A 22,472-nucleotide genomic window follows, 5' to 3' on the forward strand; every position below is an offset into this window, starting at 1 on the left:
CGATCAGGACGTCATAACCCGCCCCGCCGCGCAGGACATTCGAGCCCCCATCGCCCAGCAGCACGTCATTGAACGCCGACCCGGTCAGGTTCTCGATCCCGCTGAACGTGTCGGTCCCGCCGTCGCCATCGTTGGACGCCACGCCCGTGTTCAGCTGCGCCGTCACCCCGGCCGCCGCCGACGAATAGTCCGCCGTGTCGATCCCGGCCCCGCCAATCAGCGTGTCATTGCCCGCCCCGCCGACCAGACGGTCGTTGCCATCATTGCCGTTGAGCGTGTCCGAACCAGCTCCACCGGCGACGAGGTCATCACCGCCATTGCCATTCAGGATGTCGTCCCCACCCTGACCAAAGAGCTCATCCGCAAAGGCAGTGCCGTTGGTGGTGTCGTTGCTCGAAGTGCCGCCAAAAAACTGGCCGCCTCCAGCGCCAACGATCAAGGTACCGTCGGCGAACTGCAGGCGCTCAATGCCGGTCAAAGTGTCTGTACCGTCGGGGCCAACGACGGTGGTAACGCCGTTTGACGTGGTGACCGTCGACCCCGCGATGTTGCCCGAGAAGACTGCGGTATCGATGCCCTCACCGCCATTGATGGTATCGTTACCCGCTCCACCAGTAATGATATCATCGCCCGCGCCACCGTTGATGACGTCAGCGTCCGACGTGCCCGCAAGCGTATCGTTGCCGGATGTGCCGTTGATCGGGCCGCTGGTGACGGGCGCGCCGTTGATGTCGAACAGGCCATTGGCGAACTGAAGGCGCTCGACATTGGTCAGGCGGTCGGACCCGTCGGCTCCGGTGATTGTTGTCACACCATTGGTCGTGCCGATCGTGTAATCAGCCCTGTTGCCAGTGAAGACCGCCCTGTCGGTTCCGGCCCCGCCATCGATAATGTCGTCGCCACCCGCACCGATCAGTATGTCGTTGTCGTCACCGCCGTTCAGCGTGTCCGCCCCTAATCCCCCTTCAAGCCGATCGGCGCCAGCGTCGCCATTCAGCGTCGAGCCAACCGAAACGATTGGGGCCGCGGGGGCGCTGGGAACTGAAATGTGCAGTGTGTAAGTTCCGCCGGCAGCAGGTGGCTTGGAGGTGAAGGAACCGCCCGAGTTTGCGGCCCATTCGGCAACCTGTATGTAAAAGGTGCCTGTAGTCGAAAACACATGTGTAATTGCAGAGTCGGTTTCAGAGCCACCATCCGTCGCGGAATCGTCGTTCAGCGCCAACTCGAAGCCGAACTGATCGAATAGCCTCAGCGTGCTGTCAAATGACGCATTATCTATATCGAAAACGACCCGGTCGCCGGCGGCAACCGTGACTGCGTAATACTCAACACCTCCATGGGTGGTGGCGACCACCGTGGCGTGGGGGACCGTCGTTGAGTTCGCAATATTGGCATCGGGAAGCAGATCGAACCGCCCCGTCAGAGACACAGCGGTTTCGATGGTAGCGTTCGCCGTGCTGGAGGGCTTAATCAGATCAGTCGCGGTAGTGGTTTGACCCGGTGCGCCGGCGAAAAGTTGGTCATCGCCCCCACCCCCACTGATGGTATCCGACCCGCCACCTCCACGCAGAACGTTGGCATTGGCATCCCCGGTCAAATTATCGACGAATGCTGTGCCCGTCACGTTCTCGACACCCGCAAGCGTGTCGCTACCGCCGCCGCCCGAAGCCGTCCCGTTGACCAGATTGACGACAATTCCAGCACCTGCAGAGGAGTAATCGGCTGTATCGCTGCCGCCTCCACCATTCAGCGTATCGTTGCCCAGACCGCCGATCAGGAGGTCATCACCAAGGCCCCCATTCAAGGTGTCATTCCCGGAACCGCCCTCGAGCGTATCATTCCCATCCAACCCATTGAGGGTGTCGTCACCCCCCAGGCCAGCGATAGTGTCAGCAAGGCCAGTGCCGTTGACTGTCTCGTTGGTGATGTCACCCGCCACAATCAATCCGCCGGTGGGTGTGGCGGCAATCGTCTGGTCAGAGAAGGCCAGGAACTCGACGTTTCTGACCGTGACAGTTCCGCCCGGCCCGGTGACCGTCCCCACCTGGCCGTTCCATGTGATGGTGTACGATGACCTGGCACCCGAGAACACGACAGTGTCCGATCCAAGTCCGCCATCGATGGTGTCGTTACCGCCACCGCCTGTGATGCGGTTGTCCGCGGAGTTGCCGCGGATGGTATCGTTGCCCGTACCGCCGATGGCGTTTTCGATAACGGCTCCCAAGGCGATCGAAACGTTACCGACCATGCCGCCCACGCTTGAGAACGCAGCCTGGCGGAGATCGATCGTGCTGTTGGACGTGTAACCGGAGAAGTCAAAGGTATCGATTCCGCCTGCATCCCAGACAGCGAAAATAAGGGTCGACGTTGAACTGGTCGCGCTGAACCAGACCTGACCAGCGTTCGAGTTGAAGCCGTAAGTTGTGTCGCCCGTACGGGTCGTCATGTTAGCACCGTAGAGGCGCTGAACCGCGGAGATGTCATCAAGCTGCGGGACAGATGCGTAGCGGGTAGTCCCAACCCCATCGACGCGATAGTTCGCCCCGGTCTCGCGCTCCGAGAAATAGCTCATCACGCTGTACTGGAGGGAGTCCTCGAAATAGGTGGCGTTCGCACCATAGGTGATCTGGGTGCCGGCCGAGGCGTTATAGGCCGCAGGATGACTCAGACCGATGGCATGGCCGATCTCGTGCAACATCGTCAGCTGGCCGTAGCCTTGCTGAACCGGCGTGGCGTTATAGGACAGGGAGTTATTGATCCAGACATCGCCCTGGACGGCACTGGCTGCAGTGGCACCGGGTCGCCCGCCTGGAAGATAGGCAAAGGCCGCGGCACCGCTCTGGCCGGAGCTGTAGTTGCCCAGAACAATGGTGGCATTGTTGGAATATTCGCTGCCCGCATCCGTCACCCGGTTGAAGGTGATGTTGGCCACATCGGCCCATGCCGCAAACGCCAGCTCTGCTGCTGCGATCTGGCCCGCGCTGAATTGGCTGAAGCCCTGGGTGTCGCTCGGCATGGTCGCGGCGCTGGCACGGTAGGCATAGGTCACCACCGCGGCCGTACCCAGAGCGGTGGCCCAGCTCTGGCCGGTCCGCGTAATCTGAGCGCCGGCATCGTCCGTGAACAGGGACGGCTTGCCATTGCTCCCGAAACCGCCCCTATCGTCACCATTGAGGATGACGCCCTGTCCGCCATCGGTACCGTCCGTCGGTCCGCGATAGACGCCGCAACAGCCGCAGACCTGATAACTGGCGATCGCGCCGAAATAGGGATTCATAGCCGGGCCGTCGCCCTCGACGAAGCGTGCCCGCCCCTCGTCCGAACTGACCCCGGAATCGGGGCGATCAAGAGCGTCATAACGTTGGGCTGCAAGGGTGTCGAACATGGGATGTCCCCCGATTGAAAACGCGTTACCCGCACACTAGCGCGACCTTCGGCTACGACAAGCGTAACCGCGCTATGTTTGATGTCGCATACACCCACCCTTGTGAAAGGGCCGCGGCCTGCGATAGGACCACGGCCGCGATGTTGGCGATGGACGTAGGCGACGTCGGCCTGGCTTTTTCCTGTAATGCGGCCCTGTTTCTGGGCTGGAGACCCCTATGACAAAGACCGCGCTGATCACTGGCGTCACCGGCCAGGACGGTTCCTACCTTGCCGAATTCTTGCTGGAGAAGGGCTATCACGTTCACGGCATCAAGCGTCGTTCGTCGCTGTTCAACACCGATCGTGTGGATCACATCTATCAGGACCTGCACGAGGGCGATGTGCGGTTTCAGATGCACTTCGGCGACCTGACCGACACCTCCAACCTGGTCCGCATCATCCAGGAAGTTCAGCCGGACGAGATCTACAACCTGGGTGCCCAGAGCCACGTCGCGGTCAGCTTCGAGACGCCGGAATACACCGCCGACGTCGACGCCTTGGGTACGCTGCGGCTGCTGGAAGCGATCCGCCTGTTGGGGCTGGAGAAGAAAACGAAATTCTATCAGGCTTCGACGTCCGAGCTGTATGGTCTGGTCCAGGAACCGATCCAGTCGGAGACCACACCCTTCTATCCGCGCAGCCCCTATGCGGTCTCCAAGATGTTCGCCTACTGGATGTGCGTGAACTACCGCGAGGCTTACGGAATTTTCGCCTGCAACGGCATCCTGTTCAATCACGAGAGCGAGCGGCGGGGCGAGACCTTCGTGACCCGCAAGATTACCCGGGGTCTAGGTGAGATCGCGCAGGGGCTGAGCGACTGTCTTTACCTGGGCAATATGGATGCCCTGCGCGACTGGGGCCACGCCAAGGACTATGTTCGCATGCAGTGGCTGATGCTTCAGCAGGATGAGCCCGAGGACTACGTTATCGCCACCGGCAAACAGTACAGCGTGCGCCAGTTCGTCGAGGTGTCGGCGGCGCGCATCGGCGTGACCCTTCGCTGGGAAGGCGTGGGCGTCGAGGAAGTCGGCATCGTCGAGGCGGTCGATCCCGCCCATGCCGAGGTCCGCTGCCCGGCGATCAAGGTCGGCGCGACCATCATCCGTGTCGATCCGCGCTACTTCCGTCCAACCGAGGTCGAGACTTTGCTGGGCAATCCGGCAAAGGCCAAGGCCAGGCTGGGTTGGGAGCCGGAGATCAGCTTTGAGGCCATGGTCGACGAGATGATGGAGGCCGATCTGCTGGCGGCCCGCAAGGCCGTCCTGCTGAAGAACGCGGACTGGGGCTGATCATCGTGGATCCGTTCGTTCGGCTGGATCAGACGGCCCATCGCCGAGAAGACAATCGCGGCTGGCTGGAGGTGCTGTACGAAAGCGACAGCATGGTCCTGAAACGCTCGTTCTCTAAGAAGGGCGTGTTTCGGGGGCTGCATGTGCAGTTGGCTCCCTCTGCCCAGACCAAGGTCATTCGCGTGGTATCCGGCAGCATCGTCGACGTGGTGGTGGACGTGGCTGATCCTGCGCTGGAACTGAGGACGACCACACTGACCCCTGGCGATGGCTGGGTTCAGATCGCGGCGCACTATGCTCACGGGTTTTATGCGCTGGAGGACACGGTGTTCGAATATGCCTGCGATGGCGGCTATGATGAAGCGTCGGAGAAGGCGTGGTCCATCGCCGACCGGCTGCCGGCACTATTGGGGGTCGATACGGTGATATTGTCCGACAAGGACCGTGCAGCCCCGCCTCTCGCTGCAGAAGGCCGCTGAGCATGGCCAGGTTATCCCTGATCACAGCATGCTGGAACAGCGCCAGGACGATCGGTGACACGGTTCGCTCGGTCAATGAACAAACCCTGCCTGATCTCGAATATCTGGTCATCGACGGTGCGTCGACGGATGACACGATGGCCATCGTGGCGCGCGAAGGTCGCCGGGTCACTGCGGCGGTATCGGAACCCGACAGAGGGATTTTCGACGCCTACAACAAGGGCATCGCCCGCTCGACCGGTGACGTGATCGGGTTTCTGAACTCCGATGATTTCTACGCTTCACCGACCGTGCTGGCAGATGTCATGGCGGCGTTCGAGGACGAGACGATTGACGTGGTCTATGGCGACCTGACCTATGTGGATCCCGTGAATACCGACAAGATCGAGCGCGTATGGCGCTCTCGTCCACCGACAAAAGCCAATATCGCGCGCGGCCATCATCCGGCCCATCCGACCCTATTTCTTCGTCGCCGCGTTTATAACCAGGCGGGAGTCTTTGATCTGGGGTACCGACAGGCAGGTGACGTCGAGTTCATGATGCGGGTCTTCCACACGCTGGACCTGAAATGGGTCTACCTGCCCAAAATCATGGTTCGCATGCGCTCCGGCGGGGCGACAGGCGGCAACTTCGCCAGCCTGATACGTCAGAACAGGGCGGTTCGTAAGGCTCAGGTCGACCTGGGCATACGGTATCCGTTGGTCGGCTTTGCCCTGCACAAAATCATGGACAGATTTCAGCAGCGCCTTCGCGGGCGGATGGCGACACTATGATCGACGGCAAGCGGGTTCTGGCCATTATCCCCGCGCGCAAGGGCTCCAAGGGATTGCCGCTGAAGAACATCCGCCCCTTGGCGGGAAAGCCCCTTCTGGCTTGGCCCATCGCAGCGGCGAAGGCCTCGGCTCATGTGGACCGGGTCATTATCTCGACCGATGATCAGGGCTTCGCCGACATCGCCGTGGCGCACGGTGCCGATGCCCCCTTCCTGCGTCCCGAGGGGTTGGCCAGCGACGCGGCACCTAGCCTGGGCTTCATCCTGCATGCGCTCGACACGCTTGAAGCTGACGGCGATTCCTATGACATCGTCGTGTTGCTGGAGCCGACCTCGCCCCTGACGGAAGCATCGGACGTCGATGCCGCGCTGCGCCAGATGACCGAAGGCGGAGCCGACGCCATCGTGGGCGTATCGAAGTTGGAGGCCACCCACCCGGCCTTTGCCGTGCGACGCTCTAGCGATGGAGCCATCACGCCCTACGCCAGCGCGTCATTCGCCGAAATGCCACGCCGTCAGGATATCGAGCCCCTGTTTGTGCTGGACGGCACGCTCTACATCTCCTCCGTGGAAGGTCTTCGCCGCGAGCAGAGCTTTTGCCACGGGCGCACGCTGGGCTATGAAAGCGCGCGTTACAAGGCGCAGGAGATCGACGATCTGGTCGACTTCATCTGCGTCGAAGCCGTCGCCACCCACCGCGACATGCTGGAACAACTGGATCGGGCCTCCCCGCCCGAAGTGGAATGATCATGCGTAAGTGCACCCGCTGCCTGACCCCCGAAACCGTCGACACCATCACCTACGATGAGGAGGGCGTCTGCTCGGTCTGCCGTCAGGTCGAGTTCAAGCAGGACAAGATCGACTGGGCCGACCGCCAGCGCCAGCTGGATGAGATCGTGGCGGCTCACAAGGGCAAGGGACTGTACGACTGCATCGTGCCCTATTCCGGCGGCAAGGACTCGGTTTTTCAGCTCTACTACATCATCAAGGTTCTGAAGCTGAAGCCGCTGGTGGTACGCTACAATCACTGGGGCTATCGGCCCAAGATCGACGAGCTGAACACCTCGGTCTTCAAGCAGCTGGGCTGCGACGTGGTCGAGTTTACGCCGAACTTCCACGTCGTGCGCGAGCTGATGCTGGAGAGCTTCAAGCGACGCGGCGACTTCTGCTGGCATTGCCACACCGGCATCTATTCCGGCGTCATGCACATGGCCGTCCGCTTCGAGGTCCCGCTGCTGTTCTGGGGTGAGAGCACCGCCGAATACCACAGCTGGTACACCTTCGAGGAGATGGAGGAGGTCGACGAAAAGCGGTTCAATCGCCTGATGAACCAGGGCATCACCGCCGACGACATGTATGAGTTCCTGCAGGGTCGGGTCGAGCGCCGCGACCTTTGGATGTTCGACTATCCCAAGCGCAAGGACCTGATCAAACTGAAGGTCCAGTCGATCTGCCTGGGCAACTATATCGAGTGGGACACCAAGGCGAACGTCGCCCTGATCGAGAAGGAGCTGGGCTGGAAAGGTCAGGAGGTCGAAGGCGTCCCGCCCGAGTACGACTATGAAAAGGTCGAATGCACCTTCCAGGGCATGCGCGACTATTCCAAGTTCGTGAAGCGTGGCTATGGCCGGGCCAATCACCTGCTTTCGATCGACATCCGCAACGGTCGCAAGACCCGCGAGGAGGCATTGGAGATCGAGGCCAAGTATGACGGCAAGCGCCCGGCCTCGATGGACTGGTTCCTTGAGCAGATCCAGATGACCGAGGACGAGTTCTACGCCTATCTGGAGCCCCACCAGGTCCATCCCTGGAAGTTCGACCGCAAGAACATGGAAACGGGGCCCGTCCTGCCCGACTTCGACAAGTGGGACCGCACGGACCTGAGCCACATCCCGGTCGGCCCGCCAAAAGCCAAGGTCGAGTAGGGACGCAAGGGATGACCATCGCCATCATCGACTACGGTATGGGCAACGTTCGCTCGCTGATGAACGCCTTCGAATACATCGGCGAGGATGCGGTGGTGACGGCTGACTTCGACGAACTGGAGGCGGCCGACCGACTGGTCCTGCCAGGCGTCGGAGCTTTCGGAGACGCAATGAAGGCGATCGAAGCCCGCGAGGGACTGCGGGCCTTGCTGGATCGACTGGCAATGGAAGATAAGAAGCCGGTGTTGGGGGTCTGCCTCGGCATGCAGTTGTTTGCCCGCGTCAGCCACGAGCATGGCACCCACCAGGGCCTGGGCTGGCTGGATGCCGAAATCCTACCGCTGGACGTTGCGCCACCAGCAAAGGTGCCGCATGTCGGCTGGAATGCCGTGTCGTTCTCTCCGGACGAATGGCTGTTCAAAGGTCTGCCTTCAGGCGAGAGCGACTACTATTTCGTGCATTCCTTTCACATGGTCTGCCAGGATCCGCAGGACCTGATCGCCACAACCGATCACGGTGGCACGGTGACGGCGGCGGTGCGGCGTGGAAATCTGACCGCGACACAGTTCCATCCGGAGAAGAGCCAGGACAACGGCCTGCAACTGTTACAGAACTGGTTGGCGCACGAATTCTGATGCTGAAGAAACGGATCATCCCGAAATTCCTGATCCGGAACGGCCGTCTGGTGAAGATGCGCCGTTTCCACGACGATCAGCGCGAGGCGGGGAACCCCGTCTCGACCGCCAAGGTCTATGACAGCTATGGCGTGGACGAACTGATCTTTGTCGACATCGACGCCTCGGCCGAGAGCCGTACCGTGGCCCGCTCCATCATCGAGCGGGTGGCCGAGGAGGTGTTCGTGCCGTTGACCGCCGGTGGCGGCGTGCGCACCCTGGCCCAGATCGAGAGCCTGCTCAAAAGCGGTGCGGACAAGGTCAGCATCAACTCAGCCGCCATCGATGACCCGGATTTTGTCACCCAGGCCGCCAGCCGGTTCGGCGACCAGTGCATCGTCGTTTCGGTTGACTACAAGGCCGACGAGTTCGGTCGCAAGCGCGTCGTCGGCCACGGCGGCAATATGCAGACGACGCACGACCCGGTCGATTTCGCCCTGCGCATGCAGGACCTCCATGCGGGCGAAATCCTGATGTCGTCCATCGACCGCGACGGCATGATGAACGGCTATGATCTGGAAATGATCGACGCGCTGGCACACCGGCTGGACATTCCACTGATCGCCTCATCAGGCGCGGGCAGTCTGGCGGACTGCAAGGCGGCGCTGGATGCTGGCGCTTCGGCGATCACCATCTCGTCGATGTTCATCTTCACCGATCACAGCCCGATCAAGGTCCGCACCTATCTGGCGACCAACGGTGTCAACGTGCGCAATCAGAAGGGCAGCCGCTCATGACGCGACTGGTAAAGTCGAGTCTGGATGCGGCAGGGCTGGCGGCCTATGCGGCTGCACAAATGAATGCAATGTTTCCTGACCCGGCCCCGGTTGCTAAAGACGACCTTCGATCAGCCGTCGATGTCGCGCTGGCGCGGCTGGACCATTGCTTTAGCCATATCGATAACCGCTACTTCTTCGATGGCGAGAACACGGTATTTAACCATCTGAATGGCGACCAATACGCCATGTGGCTGTATCTGCTGGCAAACGAACTATATCGCCAAGGCGGTCCAACTTCCATCTGTTCGAAGCTGTTTCTGTTGAACAAAGCCCTTCATGGCTTGGATGCATTTTACGAAGTCGAACTGCCGAGCGTTTTTCTCCTGGTGCATCCATTGGGGACTGTGCTGGGACGCGGGCGATACAGCGACTTCTTTGTCGCTTATCAACGATGCGGGATCGGTTCCAATCGCGATGTCTATCCTGTTCTAGGGCGGCATCTGACCCTCAGACCCGGTTCGGCCATCCTCGGACACTGCACTATTGGTGACCACTGTCAGCTGGCTTCGGAGTCCCTGATTCTGGACCGTGACCTGCCCGACAACACCCTTTACATCGGCAACCCGAAATCTGCCGTTACAAAGCGCCAGGACGAGCCCTACCCGCTGTGGCGGGTCTGAGAAATTCCGATGACGACCGCAACAGACCCTGCTTCCAACACCCAAGCCGACTTCGCGGCATTGCGCGCACGGCTGCATGCGGCCATTCCCGGTGGAGCCCACACCTATTCGCGGGGCGACGACCAGTTTCCGTCCAGTGCGCCGCCCGTTCTGGCGCGTGGCAAGGGGGCCTATGTCTGGGACACACACGGAACGAAGTACCTGGACTACGGCATGGCCTTGCGGGCCGTCACCATCGGCTATGCCGACGAGCGGGTGAATGCCGCCGCGATCCGCCAGATTGAAAACGGCGTGAATCTGACGCGCGCCACCGAGATCGAACTGGAAGCCGCCGAACTGATCTGCGACCTGATCCCGTGTGCGGAAATGGTCAAATTCGGCAAGAACGGCTCCAACGTCACCACCGCCGCCGTAAAGATTGCCAGAGCCTATACCGGCAGGCGTTACGTGTGCGTGCCGCGCCAGCATCCGTTCTTCTCGTTCGACGACTGGTTCATCGGGGTAACGGCGATCAAGCGGGGCACACTGGCGGATCAGGCGGCGACGACCCTGGTATTCGACTATAACGACATAGACTCGCTGAAGGCCCTGTTCGACCAGTACCCCGGCCAGATCGCGGCGGTCATGCTGGAGCCCGCGACGCATATTACCCCCTGCCCCGACTGCCCGACCAAAGCGCAGTGGCCGCAGACACCGTGTTCGGCCTGCCCGCGGAACGAGGGCAACTTCCTTCATCAGGTCAAGGCGCTGGCCCACGCCGAGGGGGCGCTGTTCATCCTTGACGAGATGATCACCGGCTTTCGCTGGCACCTGAAGGGCGCACAGCACTTCTTCGGGATCGAGGCGGATCTGGCTACCTATGGCAAGGCGATGGCCAATGGCTTTTCGCTGGCCGCAGTGGTCGGAAAGCGTGAGTACATGCAGGTCGGCTCCATCGTTGAACCGGGGATGGAGCGGACGTTCCTGTTATCCTCCACCCACGGTGCTGAAATGCCGGCACTGGGAGCCTTCGTCGAGGCGACGCGCATCAATGCCGCCGAGGATGTGCCGGGTCATCTATGGGACTATGGCGCGCGCCTGAAATCCGGGTTGGCCGAGGTCGCGACGCGACACGGCGTGCAGGATCATGTCTTCATGGAAGGGCCCGCTGTCGCCCTGAACTATGTCACGCGCGATGCCTCCGGCCAGCCCTCCCTGCCCATGCGTACGCTGTTCGCGCAGGAGATGCTGAAGCACGGGGTGATGATGCCCTGGCTGGCCGTGTCGCAGGCGCACGGACAGGCTGAGCTGGATCTGACCCTGGAGGCGTTCGACGGTGCTCTGACCGTCTATGCGCGCGCCCTCAACGACGGGGTCGAAGCACATCTGAACGGGGCCGCGATCAAGCCGGTGTTCCGGGCCCACAACTGATGACCGACGTATCGACATTTGCTGCCGCCCGGCTGGATGGCCAGGTCGCCCTGGTCACGGGTGGGGCAGGCATTCTCGGTCGTCTGTTCTGCCGCGCCCTGGTCGAAGCCGGGGCGCAGGTCGCCTTGGTGGATCTGAACGCGGACGCAGCCCGCGCTGTTGCCGGCGACATCGGCGAAGGCGCCGAGGGCTTTGGCTGCGACGTCTCCGACGCGGCCTCGGTGAAGGCAGCGGTAGAAGCCGTCATGGCCCGGTTCGGTCGTATCGATGTGCTGGTCAACAATGCCGCGACCAAGACCGCCGACGTGCGCGCCTTTTTCGAACCGTTCGAAAGCTACAGTCTGGAGACCTGGCGCGAGGTCATGGGCGTCAATATCGACGGCATGTTCCTGATGGCCCAGGCCGTGGGCAAGGAGATGCTGAAGGCCGGACGCGGCGGACGCATCGTGCAGACGGCCTCCATCTACGGACTGGTCGGCCCCGACAGCCGCATCTACGAGGGGTCGGACTATCTGGGCGGCCCCATCAATACGCCCGCCGTCTATTCCGCCTCCAAGGCGGCGGTGGTCGGGCTGACCAAATGGCTGGCGACGCATTGGGCCGACAAGGGGATCCGGGTGAACTGTCTGGTGCCTGGGGGGGTCTCCAGCGGTCAGAACAGCGTGTTCGGAGACAACTATGCCGCCCGGGTCCCGATGGGTCGCATGGCGAGGGCTGAAGAAATGTGCCCGCCCCTGGTGTTCCTGGCCAGCGAGGCCTCCAGCTATGTGACAGGCCAGGTGCTGGCCGTCGACGGCGGATGGACCGCCTGGTGACCACCGCCGCAGTGTCACAGAGGCATCGCGATCTCCTTCTGGTCGGCGTGAAGCTGATGGACGTCGCGGCGCGGGCCGGACTGGTCCTGACCGCCACCTATGGCCTGCGCGTCGATCAGGCGGGGCAGTTTGGCCTGATCGCGACACTGGTCGGCCTGTTTGCCTTTGCCTTCAACTTCGAGCGTCAGATCGACATCCAGCGCCGCGCGGCCGGCGAGGCGGACGCCGTGATGGATCGCCATGTCACCCAGGCCCTGAAGTTTTTTGCCTTCAACTGGGCGCTGATGATCCCCCTTTTTATCGCAGCGGTATCGTTCTGGGCCCATGCACCCTGGCCGATCCTGCTTTTGGCCACAGTCGTCGTGGTCGGCGAACATCTGTCCAATCAGGTCTATCAATATGCCCTGATCAACCATCGCTACGCGCCTATGCTCGTGGTCGTAACACTGAAGAATGCGGGGCTGGCGGTGGCAATGCTTGCCACAGCGCTGTTCATGAGACCGGTCTTCGACTTGGATTTCGTGATCGCAGCCTGGGCCATTGGTGCGGTCCTGTGCACCCTTGTGCTGTCCGTCATGTTCGTTCGGCTGCGAAAGGCCGCGCCGAAACTGACACCGTTCAGCCTGACCGCCGATATCTTCGGCCAGCATCGGGCCTCGATGACGCACTTCCTGATCGGCCTGATCGCCATTCTGGTGCTTCAGTTCGACCGCCTCGCAGTCGGGGGGCTTCTCACGCTCGATCAGACCGGGCGTTACTTTCGCCATGCCCTGCTGGTCTCACTGGCCTATCAAATTTTCAACATCACCTCGTTCAACCGGATCACGCCGAGCGTTTTCGCCGCAGCAAAGACCGAGACAACTCAGTCGCTGGCGAGGCGGGTGCTCAAGGAATATCGCCTCACCTTGATAGCGACGCCGATGTTGCTTGCGGCATTGTGGCTGGCCGATCAACTGACGCAAGGAGATTGGTCAGCGCGGTTTCAGGTCGATATGGCGCTCGTAGCAGTCATGCTTTTGGGCTTTGTGCTGCGCGGAGCAGCTGATTTTGCGGCCCTGATCATGAATGCCAAGCATCTGGAACGCTGGGTGCTTCACCGACAGGCTGTCGCATTTGCGACGGGCGGTGCTCTGCTGATGGGGCTGACCCATCTCTACGGTTTGTGGGGCGCAGCCTGGGCAATGGTCGTCACCAGCGGACTGTACGCGCTCTTGAACTGGAGCGTCCTCCCAAGGCTGAACGGTCACGTGGGCAAGGGCGAACACGCATGAAGATACTGGTCACTGGTTCCAGTGGCTTTGTGGGCCACGCCTTGATGCACCATCTGTTTCAGCAAGGGCACGAGGTGCGTGGCCTGTCTCGACAAGCGCGCCCTGACACGCTGCTTGGGGACCTGCTGGACCCCGAAACCCTCGTTTCTGCTCTCGACCAATTCCAGCCTGAAGTCGTCTTCAACATGGCGGCGGAGACCGACCTCAAGGGTCAAGCCGTCAACGGATATCGCGCCAATACCGAAGGTGTGACCAACCTGCTGAATGCCGTGGCCGCGTCACCTCATGTGCGGCGGATAATCTGGGCATCGTCTCAGTTGGTACATCAACCGGGACTTCAGCCGGAGTCTGATACAGACTACGACCCCGTCGGGGGTTACGGGCATTCGAAGGCCGAGGGAGAACGTCGCGTGCGGAGTGCCGACGGCGCTGGCCGCGAATGGGTGATCGTGCGCTCCACCACCATCTGGGGACCGGGAATGAGCCCTTATTATACCGGCATGTTTGGACTGATCCGCAGGGGCCTGTATTTCCACATTGGCCGTCGGCCACTTCGCAAATCCTACTCCTACATCGAGAACCTGACGGCTCAGCTCAGCAGTCTTGCGACAGCCCCGACCGAGGCTGTCCATGGCCGCACCTTCTATCTGGCCGACAGCGACCCGATCGAACTTCGAGCCTGGGCCGACGGTTTCGCCACAGCCTTCGGTCGACGCATCGCGACGCTTCCTCTGCCTCTTGCGAAAGCCCTGGCAGTCGCCGGAGACGTGGCCAGCCGCCTCGGCCTGCCTGCGCCCCTCACAACGCCGCGCCTGAAGAACATGCTGACCGAGTATCTTTACGACACCTCCCCCATCGAAGCCGTTCATGGCCCGACGACCATCCCCAGTGCCGAAGGCGTGCGCCGGACGGCGGCCTGGTTCCTGGTAAAGGAGCACCAGTGAAGCACGTCCTGATCTATGCGATTTTTCGCACCGAACCCTGGTGGACCCATGTTGGGCGCAACATGGGCATGGACCGTGTGACGGTGATGACCGACAAGCGTGGACGCGGCGACCGCTGGGTCACCGACGATTTCTACGCTGCCTATAATCGGTTTAAGACCAGCGCTGATAAGGCCTCGGATCTGGTCTCGCAGGCTGAGGTCACCGACGCCATAGCCCGCTGTCGCGTGCTACGCTGGATGCCCCGAGCGAAGGCCACCGCCATGGTGCTGGGTATGGCAGAGGCTATGGACAAGGCGCTGGCCGATCTGGCACCCGATGCCATCGTCAGCTTGCCGATCGACAACTATGTCACGGACATGCTGGAGCGTCGGGCCCGCGCCCGAGGCATTTCGTATTTTGAGCTGACGGCGAGCGCGCTGCCCGGCATGAGTATGCTGCTCTATCGAGGGATGCTGATCACGTCGCAACAGAGTCCGCCTACTGAAGTGGTCGCGGCCAGAGTCGCAGAGATCGCGGACCCCGAATTCGCCCCTGCTTATGTGCAGAAGGCGAAGACATTCACCCGCACCAAATTTTACCTGACACAACTGCGCTTCTGGGTTCGTGGGGTGGTCATGAGGCTTTATGCTTGGGCTCTTCGTGACCCCTTGAACCAACATTTTCTCGATGCCCAATCTTGGTTGGGACACAAGGCGCGGCTTCGGGATGTGGAGGTCGTAGACATGGTCGAGCACGATTGGCAGGAAAAGCTGGAAGCATTTCCCAAGGCCCGTCGAGTTCTATTAGGCCTTCAAGTGTTTCCTGAAGCGGCCATCGATTACTGGCTCGACGATCTTCGGCTCATCAAGCAGGAAGACGTGCTGATCGATTTGGCTGATCGCCTGTCGAAGGCGGGCTTTCAGATCGTCGTGAAGGATCATCCCCTTCAATTTGGCTTTCGTCAGACGGCATTCTTGCGGGCATTGCAGGCTATCCCCAATGTCGTTCTGGTGCCCTACGAGATCAGCGGAAACGCCATGTTGGCCGAATGCGGTGTCAGCGTTACGGCGACCGGGACGCTAGGCCTACAGGCCGCACTGTTGGGCAATGCATCGGTGACCGGAAAGGCCTATTACGTCGTCGATCAGGATTTTCTGGTGCTTAGGAACTGGCAAGATCTGGCAAGCGTCGCAGATTGGCTGCTGGAAACCGCACAGCCCCTGTCCATCGAGGAGCGACAGACCCGAATTATCAGTCATCTACTGAGCGGCAGTTTCAACGGGCCATTCATGTCGCTGTTCGGCTTCCGCGACGAAAGACCTAATCCCGAAGCCGACCAGATGGGCCGCGAGCTGGGGCTCCGCCTGCGACGGATGGGGCCGCAGGGTGAAGACTGGCACGGCCGCAACCTGGGCCCCCACATGGGGGGCCACGAAGGTTCCCCCTTGAACGTCAGGCTTGGGCCTTAGGCGGCGTCGTCCTGGCGTTACCCGCATCGGCGGCCCGCTTCATGCCCAGCTTTTCGCGTGCGAACTGACGGGCCGTATTGTCGAGTTTGCTCCACAAACGGCGCGCGGGCTGCTCCGGGCGTCCGTTGTATGACGTCACATGGTAGTAGTCGCTTTCGTCGGGCGACTGAGCCGAAAAATAATAGTTGGATACGCAACACCGGGGGGGTCCGGCGACGATTGGGCTGACGGAATGCCACGATCTGCGGTTCGTTTCCATGAAGACGAGCCGGTTGAATTTCGACACCACCGTGTACGGCACCGACACCTCTTCGTCCCACAACTCCAGATTTCCGCCGTTCTCTTTTTCCCAGCCGGGCGTGACGTAGAACAGTGTGTTGATACGCCGATATTTGGACTTGCTCGCTTCGTGACTGTTGTCAACGTGGGGGTTGAGAAACTGACCGGGAAACATCATGGACAGGCCGCCAGCATAGAGAGTCGGGTCGCCATCGAGATCAGCAATGCCGGTCAACTCACCCACCCGGTCTACGACGCGCCGGTCCTGCAGAGCATAGGTTATTTCCGTCAAAATCGGCGGAAATCCACTTAGGTCGAAGGCTTGGCGCTTGTGTTCGCGGAACGATTTCAAGGTGCGGAAGCCTTCGGCGTCCTTCGGAAAGGCGTCGAAAATCTGATGTGCAACGGAGGCCGGCAGTAAATCGTCCACAATGGCGCAGCGCGTGGCCGTTCCCGCCACGGGTGTGGCCCACTGATCCGAAACGGACCTATCGAGGCGCGAAATGACAATGTCGATCAGGTCTTCGCGATTCATATCTATCTCCTAACGCCCACGAAAATGGGCGGGTTGGGTCGTCGGTAAAGCACACCTCCCCCCCCAATGACGAGCGCCTTAGCAGTGCCTTGAACTTGACCCGCTTCAGCGGCATTGGCTAGAGCCTGCGCCACTTGTCACGGAGCCCCATCGTCAGTGGCAGGGTTTCAGGCTAAAGTTTTTACGTCGGGTCTTGGCCCTCGAGAGGATCGGATTGCATGGACGGCGAGGGCTACAGATTGATGGAGCCTGACGCAGCCATCGCGGCTCTTCCGGAGCAGACCTGGCGTTACGACCTGGTCGATTATACGGCTCATGACGCCTATCGTGATCTGGCCGTCAGACCGAGCCTGGCCAACAGGATCGGTGGTTTGTCCATCTTCCTGTCCAGCATGGCCGTGTTGCTGATCAAGCGACTGGTCCGGTATGAAATGATACCCAACGACGTTCGATCCGACGCCACGTTTCGCGGCTGCGCGAGCATGGTCGGACATGCTTTGAAGAATATCGTCGTGCGCCCCCCTGCACGTTCCGCTCGTGTCATGCGGGCTGATCCCGGTACGGGCCATCTTGGCCGCGACGGGATTCATGTTGTGACCATAACACCCAAGGACATTGCCTCGCTGGAGGAAGTTGCTGGCCCACAGTTCGAGGTCCTGCGCAAACGTAGGGAACAGGGTGCCGGAAGAAAGCGGGCGTTCGAGGAATCGCGTGGCCGAACAACGCGGCGCGAGCAGCAGGCTCTTTTCGATGTCATAGAGCGCGTTCTGACAGATGCCGGCATTATGGATGTCGCCTCGGCCTACATGCAGCGTCCGAGCAAGGTCATCGACGTCAACCCACAGATCAACGACGCCAGCGACACCTTCTGGAAGGACATCTTTCCCGACACACCACCGTCGGAGCTTCCGGGGGCGGCCTATTGTCATCGCGACGCCTCCGGCGGCGATCTCAAAGCCATCATTTACATGACGGATGTGGGGCCTACGAACGGCCCGTTCAGCTATGTTGTCGGATCACATCGGATGCAGATCAGCACTGTGGACGATTTGATCTGCGAGGCAAACGATTCCAATGGCCTGGCCGGAACGGACGCGGTGTCGCGCGCTAGGTTCGCCGCCCTGCCTGCCAAGTTCAGGCAAAAGGGCAGCTTCGGCAACGATCTGCTGCCCACGGCCCCTTTGGCCAAAGACATCGCCTGCGGCCTTTGGGCTATTGCCGCTCCAAAGGGATCCATTGTGCTGTTCGACACCAAGGGCATCCACCGGGGCGGTATGGTGGAAAGCGGTGAGCGCCGCGTCATTACCTGCGTCATAGGATGACGAACCCAACCGCTCCAACGCGAAGTCGGAAGACTCCATGAAGTTTCACCCAGCCGTCCTGATGCTGATCGTCTGGTCGGTTTGCGTGGTCATGTTCTACGTGCTGCCGTTCCAGCTCGAGAACAGGGTTATGTCGCTCTACGGCCTGCTGATCCTGTTGATGTTCATCGCGGCCTACTGCTTGGGGGCGACCGCAGCGTCCCGTCGCATGGTCCAGCGTCCGATGCCCATCGATGTAGCCATCGACTTCCGCATGACCGACCGCATTCTGATCACCACCTCGGCCATCGCCTTGGCTGCATGCATCATGGATGTGCAGGGGCGCGACCTGTTCAACCTCATCGATTCGTATCAGGTGCGGTCAGACAGGGCGGGCGGTTTGCTGAGTGCGGCGGAGTCGGCAAGTACCGTATGGTTCCAGATCGCCTTCATCACATCTCCAGCGGCCTACATCTACCTTGTCCGTGAGATTACATTCCGGCCAAGACCTATACTCTGGCGCACCGCCGTGTTCGGTTTCGGCCCGATCCTGATGGTGTCACTTTCCGCCGGCGGACGTAATCCACTTTTCTACGCCATGCTGGTGACAGGCTTTTCTTACCTGCTACGCAAGCACGTCTTCGCCAACGGAGTTCCCGGAGCCAAGGCCTCAGCGACAAAACGGAAGCGTAGGCCGATCTTCAAGCTGAACACCGCGTCACGCATTTTGATTGGCGTTCTGGTCGCCTGTACAACCGTATATTTCGCGCGGGTTTTCATCGTGCGGGCCGATGTCGTCGGGGGCGTTGACGCCATGTTTGGGATCGCCGGATCGTCGTGGGGCGTAAATTTCAACGGCCCGCTCGCCGACGTCTTCTTCGCCGTCCTGGGTCCGGATTTGACGTATCTGGTCTTCGTCTTCGTTTGGTATGTGGTCCAGGGCTTTGTGATGTCGAACACCATCTTCACCAGCTACGAAGGCCCGATGATGTGGACTGCCTATGGCATCGACATCTCCTCGGCCATCGTGCGTCGGACAAACAGCGAGTTCCTGGCTACAGGATTTGGCCACCTGCTGAGTCTGAATACCTACGGCTTTCTTCCCTCTGCCTTCGGATCGCTGTTCGTCGATTTCAAGTTCTTGGGACTGCTGCCCTGTTTCATCTGGGGCTGGTTATCCGGCACCGTCTACAAGAAGGTCAAACAGGCTAGCGATCCTCGCTGGTTGCTGGCGGCACCGATCGTTGTGATCGGCATCCTGCTGAGTGTCATCAATACGCCCATAGGTTTCTCGAACGGCTTGGTGACGCACGCCTGGTTGATCGTGGCCTTCATGTCGGCCCGTGTTATGCGGTGGCGTCCTGCCGTCGCGGCGACGGGGCTCGTTAGTGACTGACCGATCCGATCGACACCTGCTGATCACCGGAGGTAACGGGTTCTTGGGGCGCGCTCTGGCTGCCGATCTATACAATAGGGGGTGGCTGGTACGGGTCACGACGCGCCAGCCGCTGTCGAACCAGAAAGGCGTCGAAAGCGTCATTGTGGGCGACATGGCCACTGCGATCGACTGGTCTGCATCATTGATGAACGTCGACTGCGTGATCCATACGGCAGGCCGCGCCCACCAGACGTCCGCTGCCGGTGCTCAGGATTATCAGGCTTTCCGCCGGACCAACGTGGATGCCACCTTGGCTCTGGCTGAACAGGCAGCCGCTGCCGGCGTGCGACGCTTCATCTTCATATCTTCGGCCCACGTGAATGGCGGGGCGACCCACGGTCGTGGGTTTCGGTACGACGACACACCGCAACCAAACGGCCCCTATGCCCGATCCAAGCTGGACGCCGAGCGCGGCCTGGCTGAAATCGCGAAGCGAACGTCGCTGGAGCTTGTCGTTCTGAGACCGCCGTTGATTATCGGGCTGGGCGTCAAGGGCAACCTTGCGACCCTGTATCGTGCCGTGCGCAGGGGATGGCCACTGCCGTTCGCCACCATCAATCGCAACCGGCGCGATCTGGTATCTTGCGGCACTTTGGCGGACCTCGCCCACGTCTGCATTGATCACGACCAAGCTCCTGGTCAGACCTTCATGGTTAGCGACGGGCGTCCTCTGTCCACTCGCGCTCTGGTTCAGTCCATGGCCGACGAGATTGGGGTGCGCCCTAATCTATGGCCCATGCCCAAAGGCCTGCTGCGACTGGCGCTCAAAGCTGCAGGGCGTGGGCGCATGGCTAGCCAGTTGACCGAGGACCTGGAGATCGACATCTCGCACACATGCCAGCGTCTGAACTGGACCCCTCCGACAGCTGCAGCGGACATCGAACGGTGACAGTTTTCATCATCGCCGAAGCAGGCGTGAACCATAACGGCGACGCTGATCGCGCCTTGGCCATGGTCGATGCGGCCCGTCAGGCCGGGGCGGACGCGGTCAAATTTCAGACCTTCTCGGCCGACAAGCTGGCGGCTCCCGGCGCGGACAAGGCCGACTATCAGAAGCGAGAGACGGGCGAAGGCGGCCAGCACGCCATGCTCAAGGCGCTGGAGATGTCGGACGATCTGCATCGCCGCCTGATCGAACGCTGCGAAGCGGCCGGCATCGAGTTCATGTCCACCCCTTTCGACGAGGAGGCGGCGGATTTTCTGGTCCAGCACGGCATGCAACGGATCAAGGTGCCGTCGGGCGAGATCGTCAATCACCCGTTCCTGAAGCATCTGGCCCGGCTGGACCGACCGCTGATCGTCTCGACCGGCATGGCGACGATGGACGAGATCGTGGAGGCCGTGGCCGTCATCAAGGCCACCCGCGCCGAGGCCGGACTGACCGCCCCGCTGGACCAGATGCTGACCATCCTGCACTGCACCTCCAACTATCCGGCCGCCCCTTCCGATGTGAATCTGCGTGCCATGCGGACCATCGCGGAAGTGACGGGTATGCCGATCGGATACTCTGACCACACGCTGGGCCTGGCGGTATCGACGGCGGCCGTGGCCCTGGGAGCCACGGTGATCGAGAAGCATTTCACGCTGGACGTCACCCTGCCCGGCCCCGATCATCGCGCGTCGCTGACGGTCGAACAACTGACCGATCTGGTCGCCCAAATCCGGGATGTGGAGGTCGCCCTGGGGTCGGCGGTCAAGGCCCCGACCGACGCTGAACTGCCGGTGCGTGCCGTTGCCCGACGCTCGGTCACGGCACGTCGCGACCTAGCCCCAGGCCATGTCCTGACTTTGGACGATCTCATCCTGCTGCGACCCGCCTCGGGGATTGCACCCAAGCATCAGGATGTAGTCGTAGGTCGTACGCTGCTGCATGCCGTTCAGGCAGGCCAGCCGTTGACCTGGAATGATCTGTCCGATCAGGCCACGGACTGAAATGCGCAAAGTCTGCTACATCAGCGGCACGCGGGCAGACTTCGGGCTGATGCGCTCCACCCTGACGGCGATACGCGACCATGCGGAACTGGAACTGTCGATCATCGTCACGGGGATGCATCTGTCGCCCGAGCATGGCGACACCGTCAGAGAGATCGAAGCTGCAAATCTGTCGATAGCCGCAAAGGTGCCGGTGCCACTTACACCGGCGACCGGCGCCACCATGGCCCGAAACATCGGGGCGATGACAACAGCCTTCACTGACGCGCTGGAGAGGGAACAACCCGATATCGTCCTGTTGCTGGGAGACCGGGGCGAGATGCTGGCGGGGGCAATTGCCGGACTGCACCTCAACATCCCGGTGGCGCACATTCACGGCGGCGAACGGTCGGGCACGGTCGACGAGCCCGTGCGTCACGCCATCTCGAAACTCAGTCATCTGCATTCCACCGCAACGGAGGCCTCACGTGAGCGGCTGATCCGAATGGGCGAGGCCGCGACCAACATCCATGTCACCGGGGCACCTGGGTTGGATGGTTTGAATGACACGCCCATCGGTGATCGGCTGACTGTCGCGAGCCAGCATGGCCTGAACTCGGACGAGCCGTTCGCTCTGATGGTCTATCACCCGGTCCTGCAAGAGGCTGACTCAGCGGGTTCAGACGCTCGCGCCATACTGGATGCCCTGCACAAGACTGGCGTCCAGGTGCTGGCCCTGATGCCCAATGCCGATGGCGGCAGCGAGGCCGTCCGGCAGGTTCTGACCAAAGCCCATGGGCAAAAAGGCGTGACGGTGCGGACCCATCTGGCACGACCTGATTTCATCGCAGCCATGGCCCATGCCGACCTGATGATCGGCAACTCCAGCGCCGGAATCATCGAAGCTGCCAGCTTCGGGACGCCGGTGATCAATGTCGGTCGACGCCAGAACCTGCGCGAGCGCAACGCCAATGTCTGCGACGTGTCGGCAGAGCACGTTGTCTTGGCCGAGGCGATCACGGCCGCCCTGGCCCAAGGTCGCTTTCCGGTGAAAAATCTCTATGGCGACGGACACACCGCCGAACGGATTGCCGACCTGCTCGCCACCACGCCTCTGGATGCGGCCCTGATGATGAAGGTCAACGGATACTGA

21 protein-coding genes are annotated in these 22,472 nt (G+C 61.2%); 18 read left to right on the forward strand and 3 right to left on the reverse strand.

The annotated features are described in order from the left end of the window. A partial coding sequence (locus ACE3TH_RS13335) for a M10 family metallopeptidase C-terminal domain-containing protein (RefSeq protein WP_374600397.1) occupies positions 1-3,385 on the reverse strand: 3,385 nt, incomplete at its 3' end. A 217-nt stretch (positions 3,386-3,602) separates the two neighbouring features. On the opposite strand from ACE3TH_RS13335, the gene gmd reads away from it, so the two are divergent. The 10 genes from gmd to ACE3TH_RS13385 are packed head-to-tail and all read left to right on the forward strand — an operon-like array spanning position 3,603 to position 12,189. Then, positions 3,603-4,715: a GDP-mannose 4,6-dehydratase gene (gene gmd / locus ACE3TH_RS13340; RefSeq protein WP_374600399.1), complete on the forward strand. Its 1,113-nt coding sequence runs from the start codon at positions 3,603-3,605 to the stop codon at positions 4,713-4,715. Positions 4,716-4,720: 5 nt separating this feature from the next. Then, positions 4,721-5,194 carry a dTDP-4-dehydrorhamnose 3,5-epimerase family protein gene (locus ACE3TH_RS13345; protein WP_374600401.1) on the forward strand — a complete coding sequence of 158 codons (474 nt, stop codon included), beginning with the start codon at positions 4,721-4,723 and terminating at the stop codon, positions 5,192-5,194. 2 nt (positions 5,195-5,196) lie between these two features. Next, positions 5,197-5,967: a glycosyltransferase family 2 protein gene (locus ACE3TH_RS13350; protein WP_374600403.1), complete on the forward strand. Its 771-nt coding sequence runs from the start codon at positions 5,197-5,199 to the stop codon at positions 5,965-5,967. Beyond that, positions 5,964-6,713: a cytidylyltransferase domain-containing protein gene (locus tag ACE3TH_RS13355; protein ID WP_374600405.1), complete on the forward strand. Its 750-nt coding sequence runs from the start codon at positions 5,964-5,966 to the stop codon at positions 6,711-6,713. The genes ACE3TH_RS13350 and ACE3TH_RS13355 overlap by 4 nt, the downstream gene beginning before the upstream one ends. 2 nt (positions 6,714-6,715) lie before the next feature. Continuing rightward, positions 6,716-7,891: an N-acetyl sugar amidotransferase gene (locus ACE3TH_RS13360; RefSeq protein ID WP_374600406.1), complete on the forward strand. Its 1,176-nt coding sequence runs from the start codon at positions 6,716-6,718 to the stop codon at positions 7,889-7,891. An 11-nt stretch (positions 7,892-7,902) separates the two neighbouring features. Beyond that, entirely contained in the window at positions 7,903-8,526 is a 624-nt protein-coding gene (hisH, locus tag ACE3TH_RS13365) for an imidazole glycerol phosphate synthase subunit HisH (protein ID WP_374600408.1), read from the forward strand. After that, entirely contained in the window at positions 8,526-9,302 is a 777-nt protein-coding gene (gene hisF / locus ACE3TH_RS13370) for an imidazole glycerol phosphate synthase subunit HisF (protein WP_374600410.1), read from the forward strand. The genes hisH and hisF overlap by 1 nt, the downstream gene beginning before the upstream one ends. Further along, positions 9,299-9,964 carry a hypothetical protein gene (locus ACE3TH_RS13375; RefSeq protein ID WP_374600412.1) on the forward strand — a complete coding sequence of 222 codons (666 nt, stop codon included), beginning with the start codon at positions 9,299-9,301 and terminating at the stop codon, positions 9,962-9,964. The genes hisF and ACE3TH_RS13375 overlap by 4 nt, the downstream gene beginning before the upstream one ends. A gap of 9 nt (positions 9,965-9,973) precedes the next feature. Beyond that, positions 9,974-11,374: a glutamate-1-semialdehyde 2,1-aminomutase gene (locus ACE3TH_RS13380; RefSeq protein ID WP_374600414.1), complete on the forward strand. Its 1,401-nt coding sequence runs from the start codon at positions 9,974-9,976 to the stop codon at positions 11,372-11,374. Further along, the gene (locus tag ACE3TH_RS13385; protein WP_374600416.1) at positions 11,374-12,189 is read left to right on the forward strand and encodes an SDR family oxidoreductase; all 816 of its coding nucleotides are present in this window, start codon (positions 11,374-11,376) and stop codon (positions 12,187-12,189) included. The genes ACE3TH_RS13380 and ACE3TH_RS13385 overlap by 1 nt, the downstream gene beginning before the upstream one ends. A gap of 14 nt (positions 12,190-12,203) precedes the next feature. On the opposite strand, the gene ACE3TH_RS13390 is transcribed toward ACE3TH_RS13385, so the two are convergent. Continuing rightward, entirely contained in the window at positions 12,204-12,431 is a 228-nt protein-coding gene (locus tag ACE3TH_RS13390; RefSeq protein WP_374600417.1) for a hypothetical protein, read from the reverse strand. On the opposite strand from ACE3TH_RS13390, the gene ACE3TH_RS13395 reads away from it, so the two are divergent. Genes ACE3TH_RS13395 through ACE3TH_RS13405 form a run of 3 tightly spaced genes read left to right on the forward strand, consistent with a single transcriptional unit; the run spans position 12,420 to position 15,855 of the window. Continuing rightward, entirely contained in the window at positions 12,420-13,460 is a 1,041-nt protein-coding gene (locus ACE3TH_RS13395; protein ID WP_374600419.1) for a lipopolysaccharide biosynthesis protein, read from the forward strand. The two genes, ACE3TH_RS13390 and ACE3TH_RS13395, sit on opposite strands and share 12 nt — an antisense overlap. Beyond that, entirely contained in the window at positions 13,457-14,404 is a 948-nt protein-coding gene (locus ACE3TH_RS13400) for an NAD-dependent epimerase/dehydratase family protein (protein WP_374600421.1), read from the forward strand. Before ACE3TH_RS13395 ends, ACE3TH_RS13400 begins: the two co-directional genes overlap by 4 nt. Then, positions 14,401-15,855, forward strand: coding sequence for a hypothetical protein (locus ACE3TH_RS13405; protein ID WP_374600423.1), 1,455 nt, complete (start codon positions 14,401-14,403; stop codon positions 15,853-15,855). The genes ACE3TH_RS13400 and ACE3TH_RS13405 overlap by 4 nt, the downstream gene beginning before the upstream one ends. On the opposite strand, the gene ACE3TH_RS13410 is transcribed toward ACE3TH_RS13405, so the two are convergent. Then, on the reverse strand, positions 15,839-16,669 hold the full coding sequence (locus ACE3TH_RS13410; protein WP_374600425.1) for a 2OG-Fe(II) oxygenase: 831 nt from the start codon (positions 16,667-16,669) through the stop codon (positions 15,839-15,841). The two genes, ACE3TH_RS13405 and ACE3TH_RS13410, sit on opposite strands and share 17 nt — an antisense overlap. Before the next feature lie 218 nt (positions 16,670-16,887). Here ACE3TH_RS13410 and ACE3TH_RS13415 point away from each other — a divergent pair, with 218 nt between their 5' ends. From ACE3TH_RS13415 to neuC, 5 genes are read left to right on the forward strand one after another with little or no spacing between them, the layout of a single operon-like run. Then, positions 16,888-17,991: a phytanoyl-CoA dioxygenase family protein gene (locus ACE3TH_RS13415; protein WP_374600427.1), complete on the forward strand. Its 1,104-nt coding sequence runs from the start codon at positions 16,888-16,890 to the stop codon at positions 17,989-17,991. Between the two features lie 37 nt (positions 17,992-18,028). Beyond that, the gene (locus tag ACE3TH_RS13420; protein ID WP_374600428.1) at positions 18,029-19,366 is read left to right on the forward strand and encodes an oligosaccharide repeat unit polymerase; all 1,338 of its coding nucleotides are present in this window, start codon (positions 18,029-18,031) and stop codon (positions 19,364-19,366) included. Next, positions 19,359-20,297: an NAD-dependent epimerase/dehydratase family protein gene (locus ACE3TH_RS13425; protein WP_374600430.1), complete on the forward strand. Its 939-nt coding sequence runs from the start codon at positions 19,359-19,361 to the stop codon at positions 20,295-20,297. The genes ACE3TH_RS13420 and ACE3TH_RS13425 overlap by 8 nt, the downstream gene beginning before the upstream one ends. Continuing rightward, positions 20,294-21,340 (forward strand): N-acetylneuraminate synthase, encoded by a 1,047-nt coding sequence (gene neuB / locus ACE3TH_RS13430; RefSeq protein WP_374600432.1) that lies wholly within the window; start codon positions 20,294-20,296, stop codon positions 21,338-21,340. Before ACE3TH_RS13425 ends, neuB begins: the two co-directional genes overlap by 4 nt. A 1-nt stretch (position 21,341) precedes the next feature. Continuing rightward, on the forward strand, positions 21,342-22,472 hold the full coding sequence (gene neuC / locus ACE3TH_RS13435; RefSeq protein ID WP_374600434.1) for a UDP-N-acetylglucosamine 2-epimerase: 1,131 nt from the start codon (positions 21,342-21,344) through the stop codon (positions 22,470-22,472).

The organism is Brevundimonas sp., from assembly GCF_041919755.1.
Classification (GTDB): domain Bacteria; phylum Pseudomonadota; class Alphaproteobacteria; order Caulobacterales; family Caulobacteraceae; genus Brevundimonas.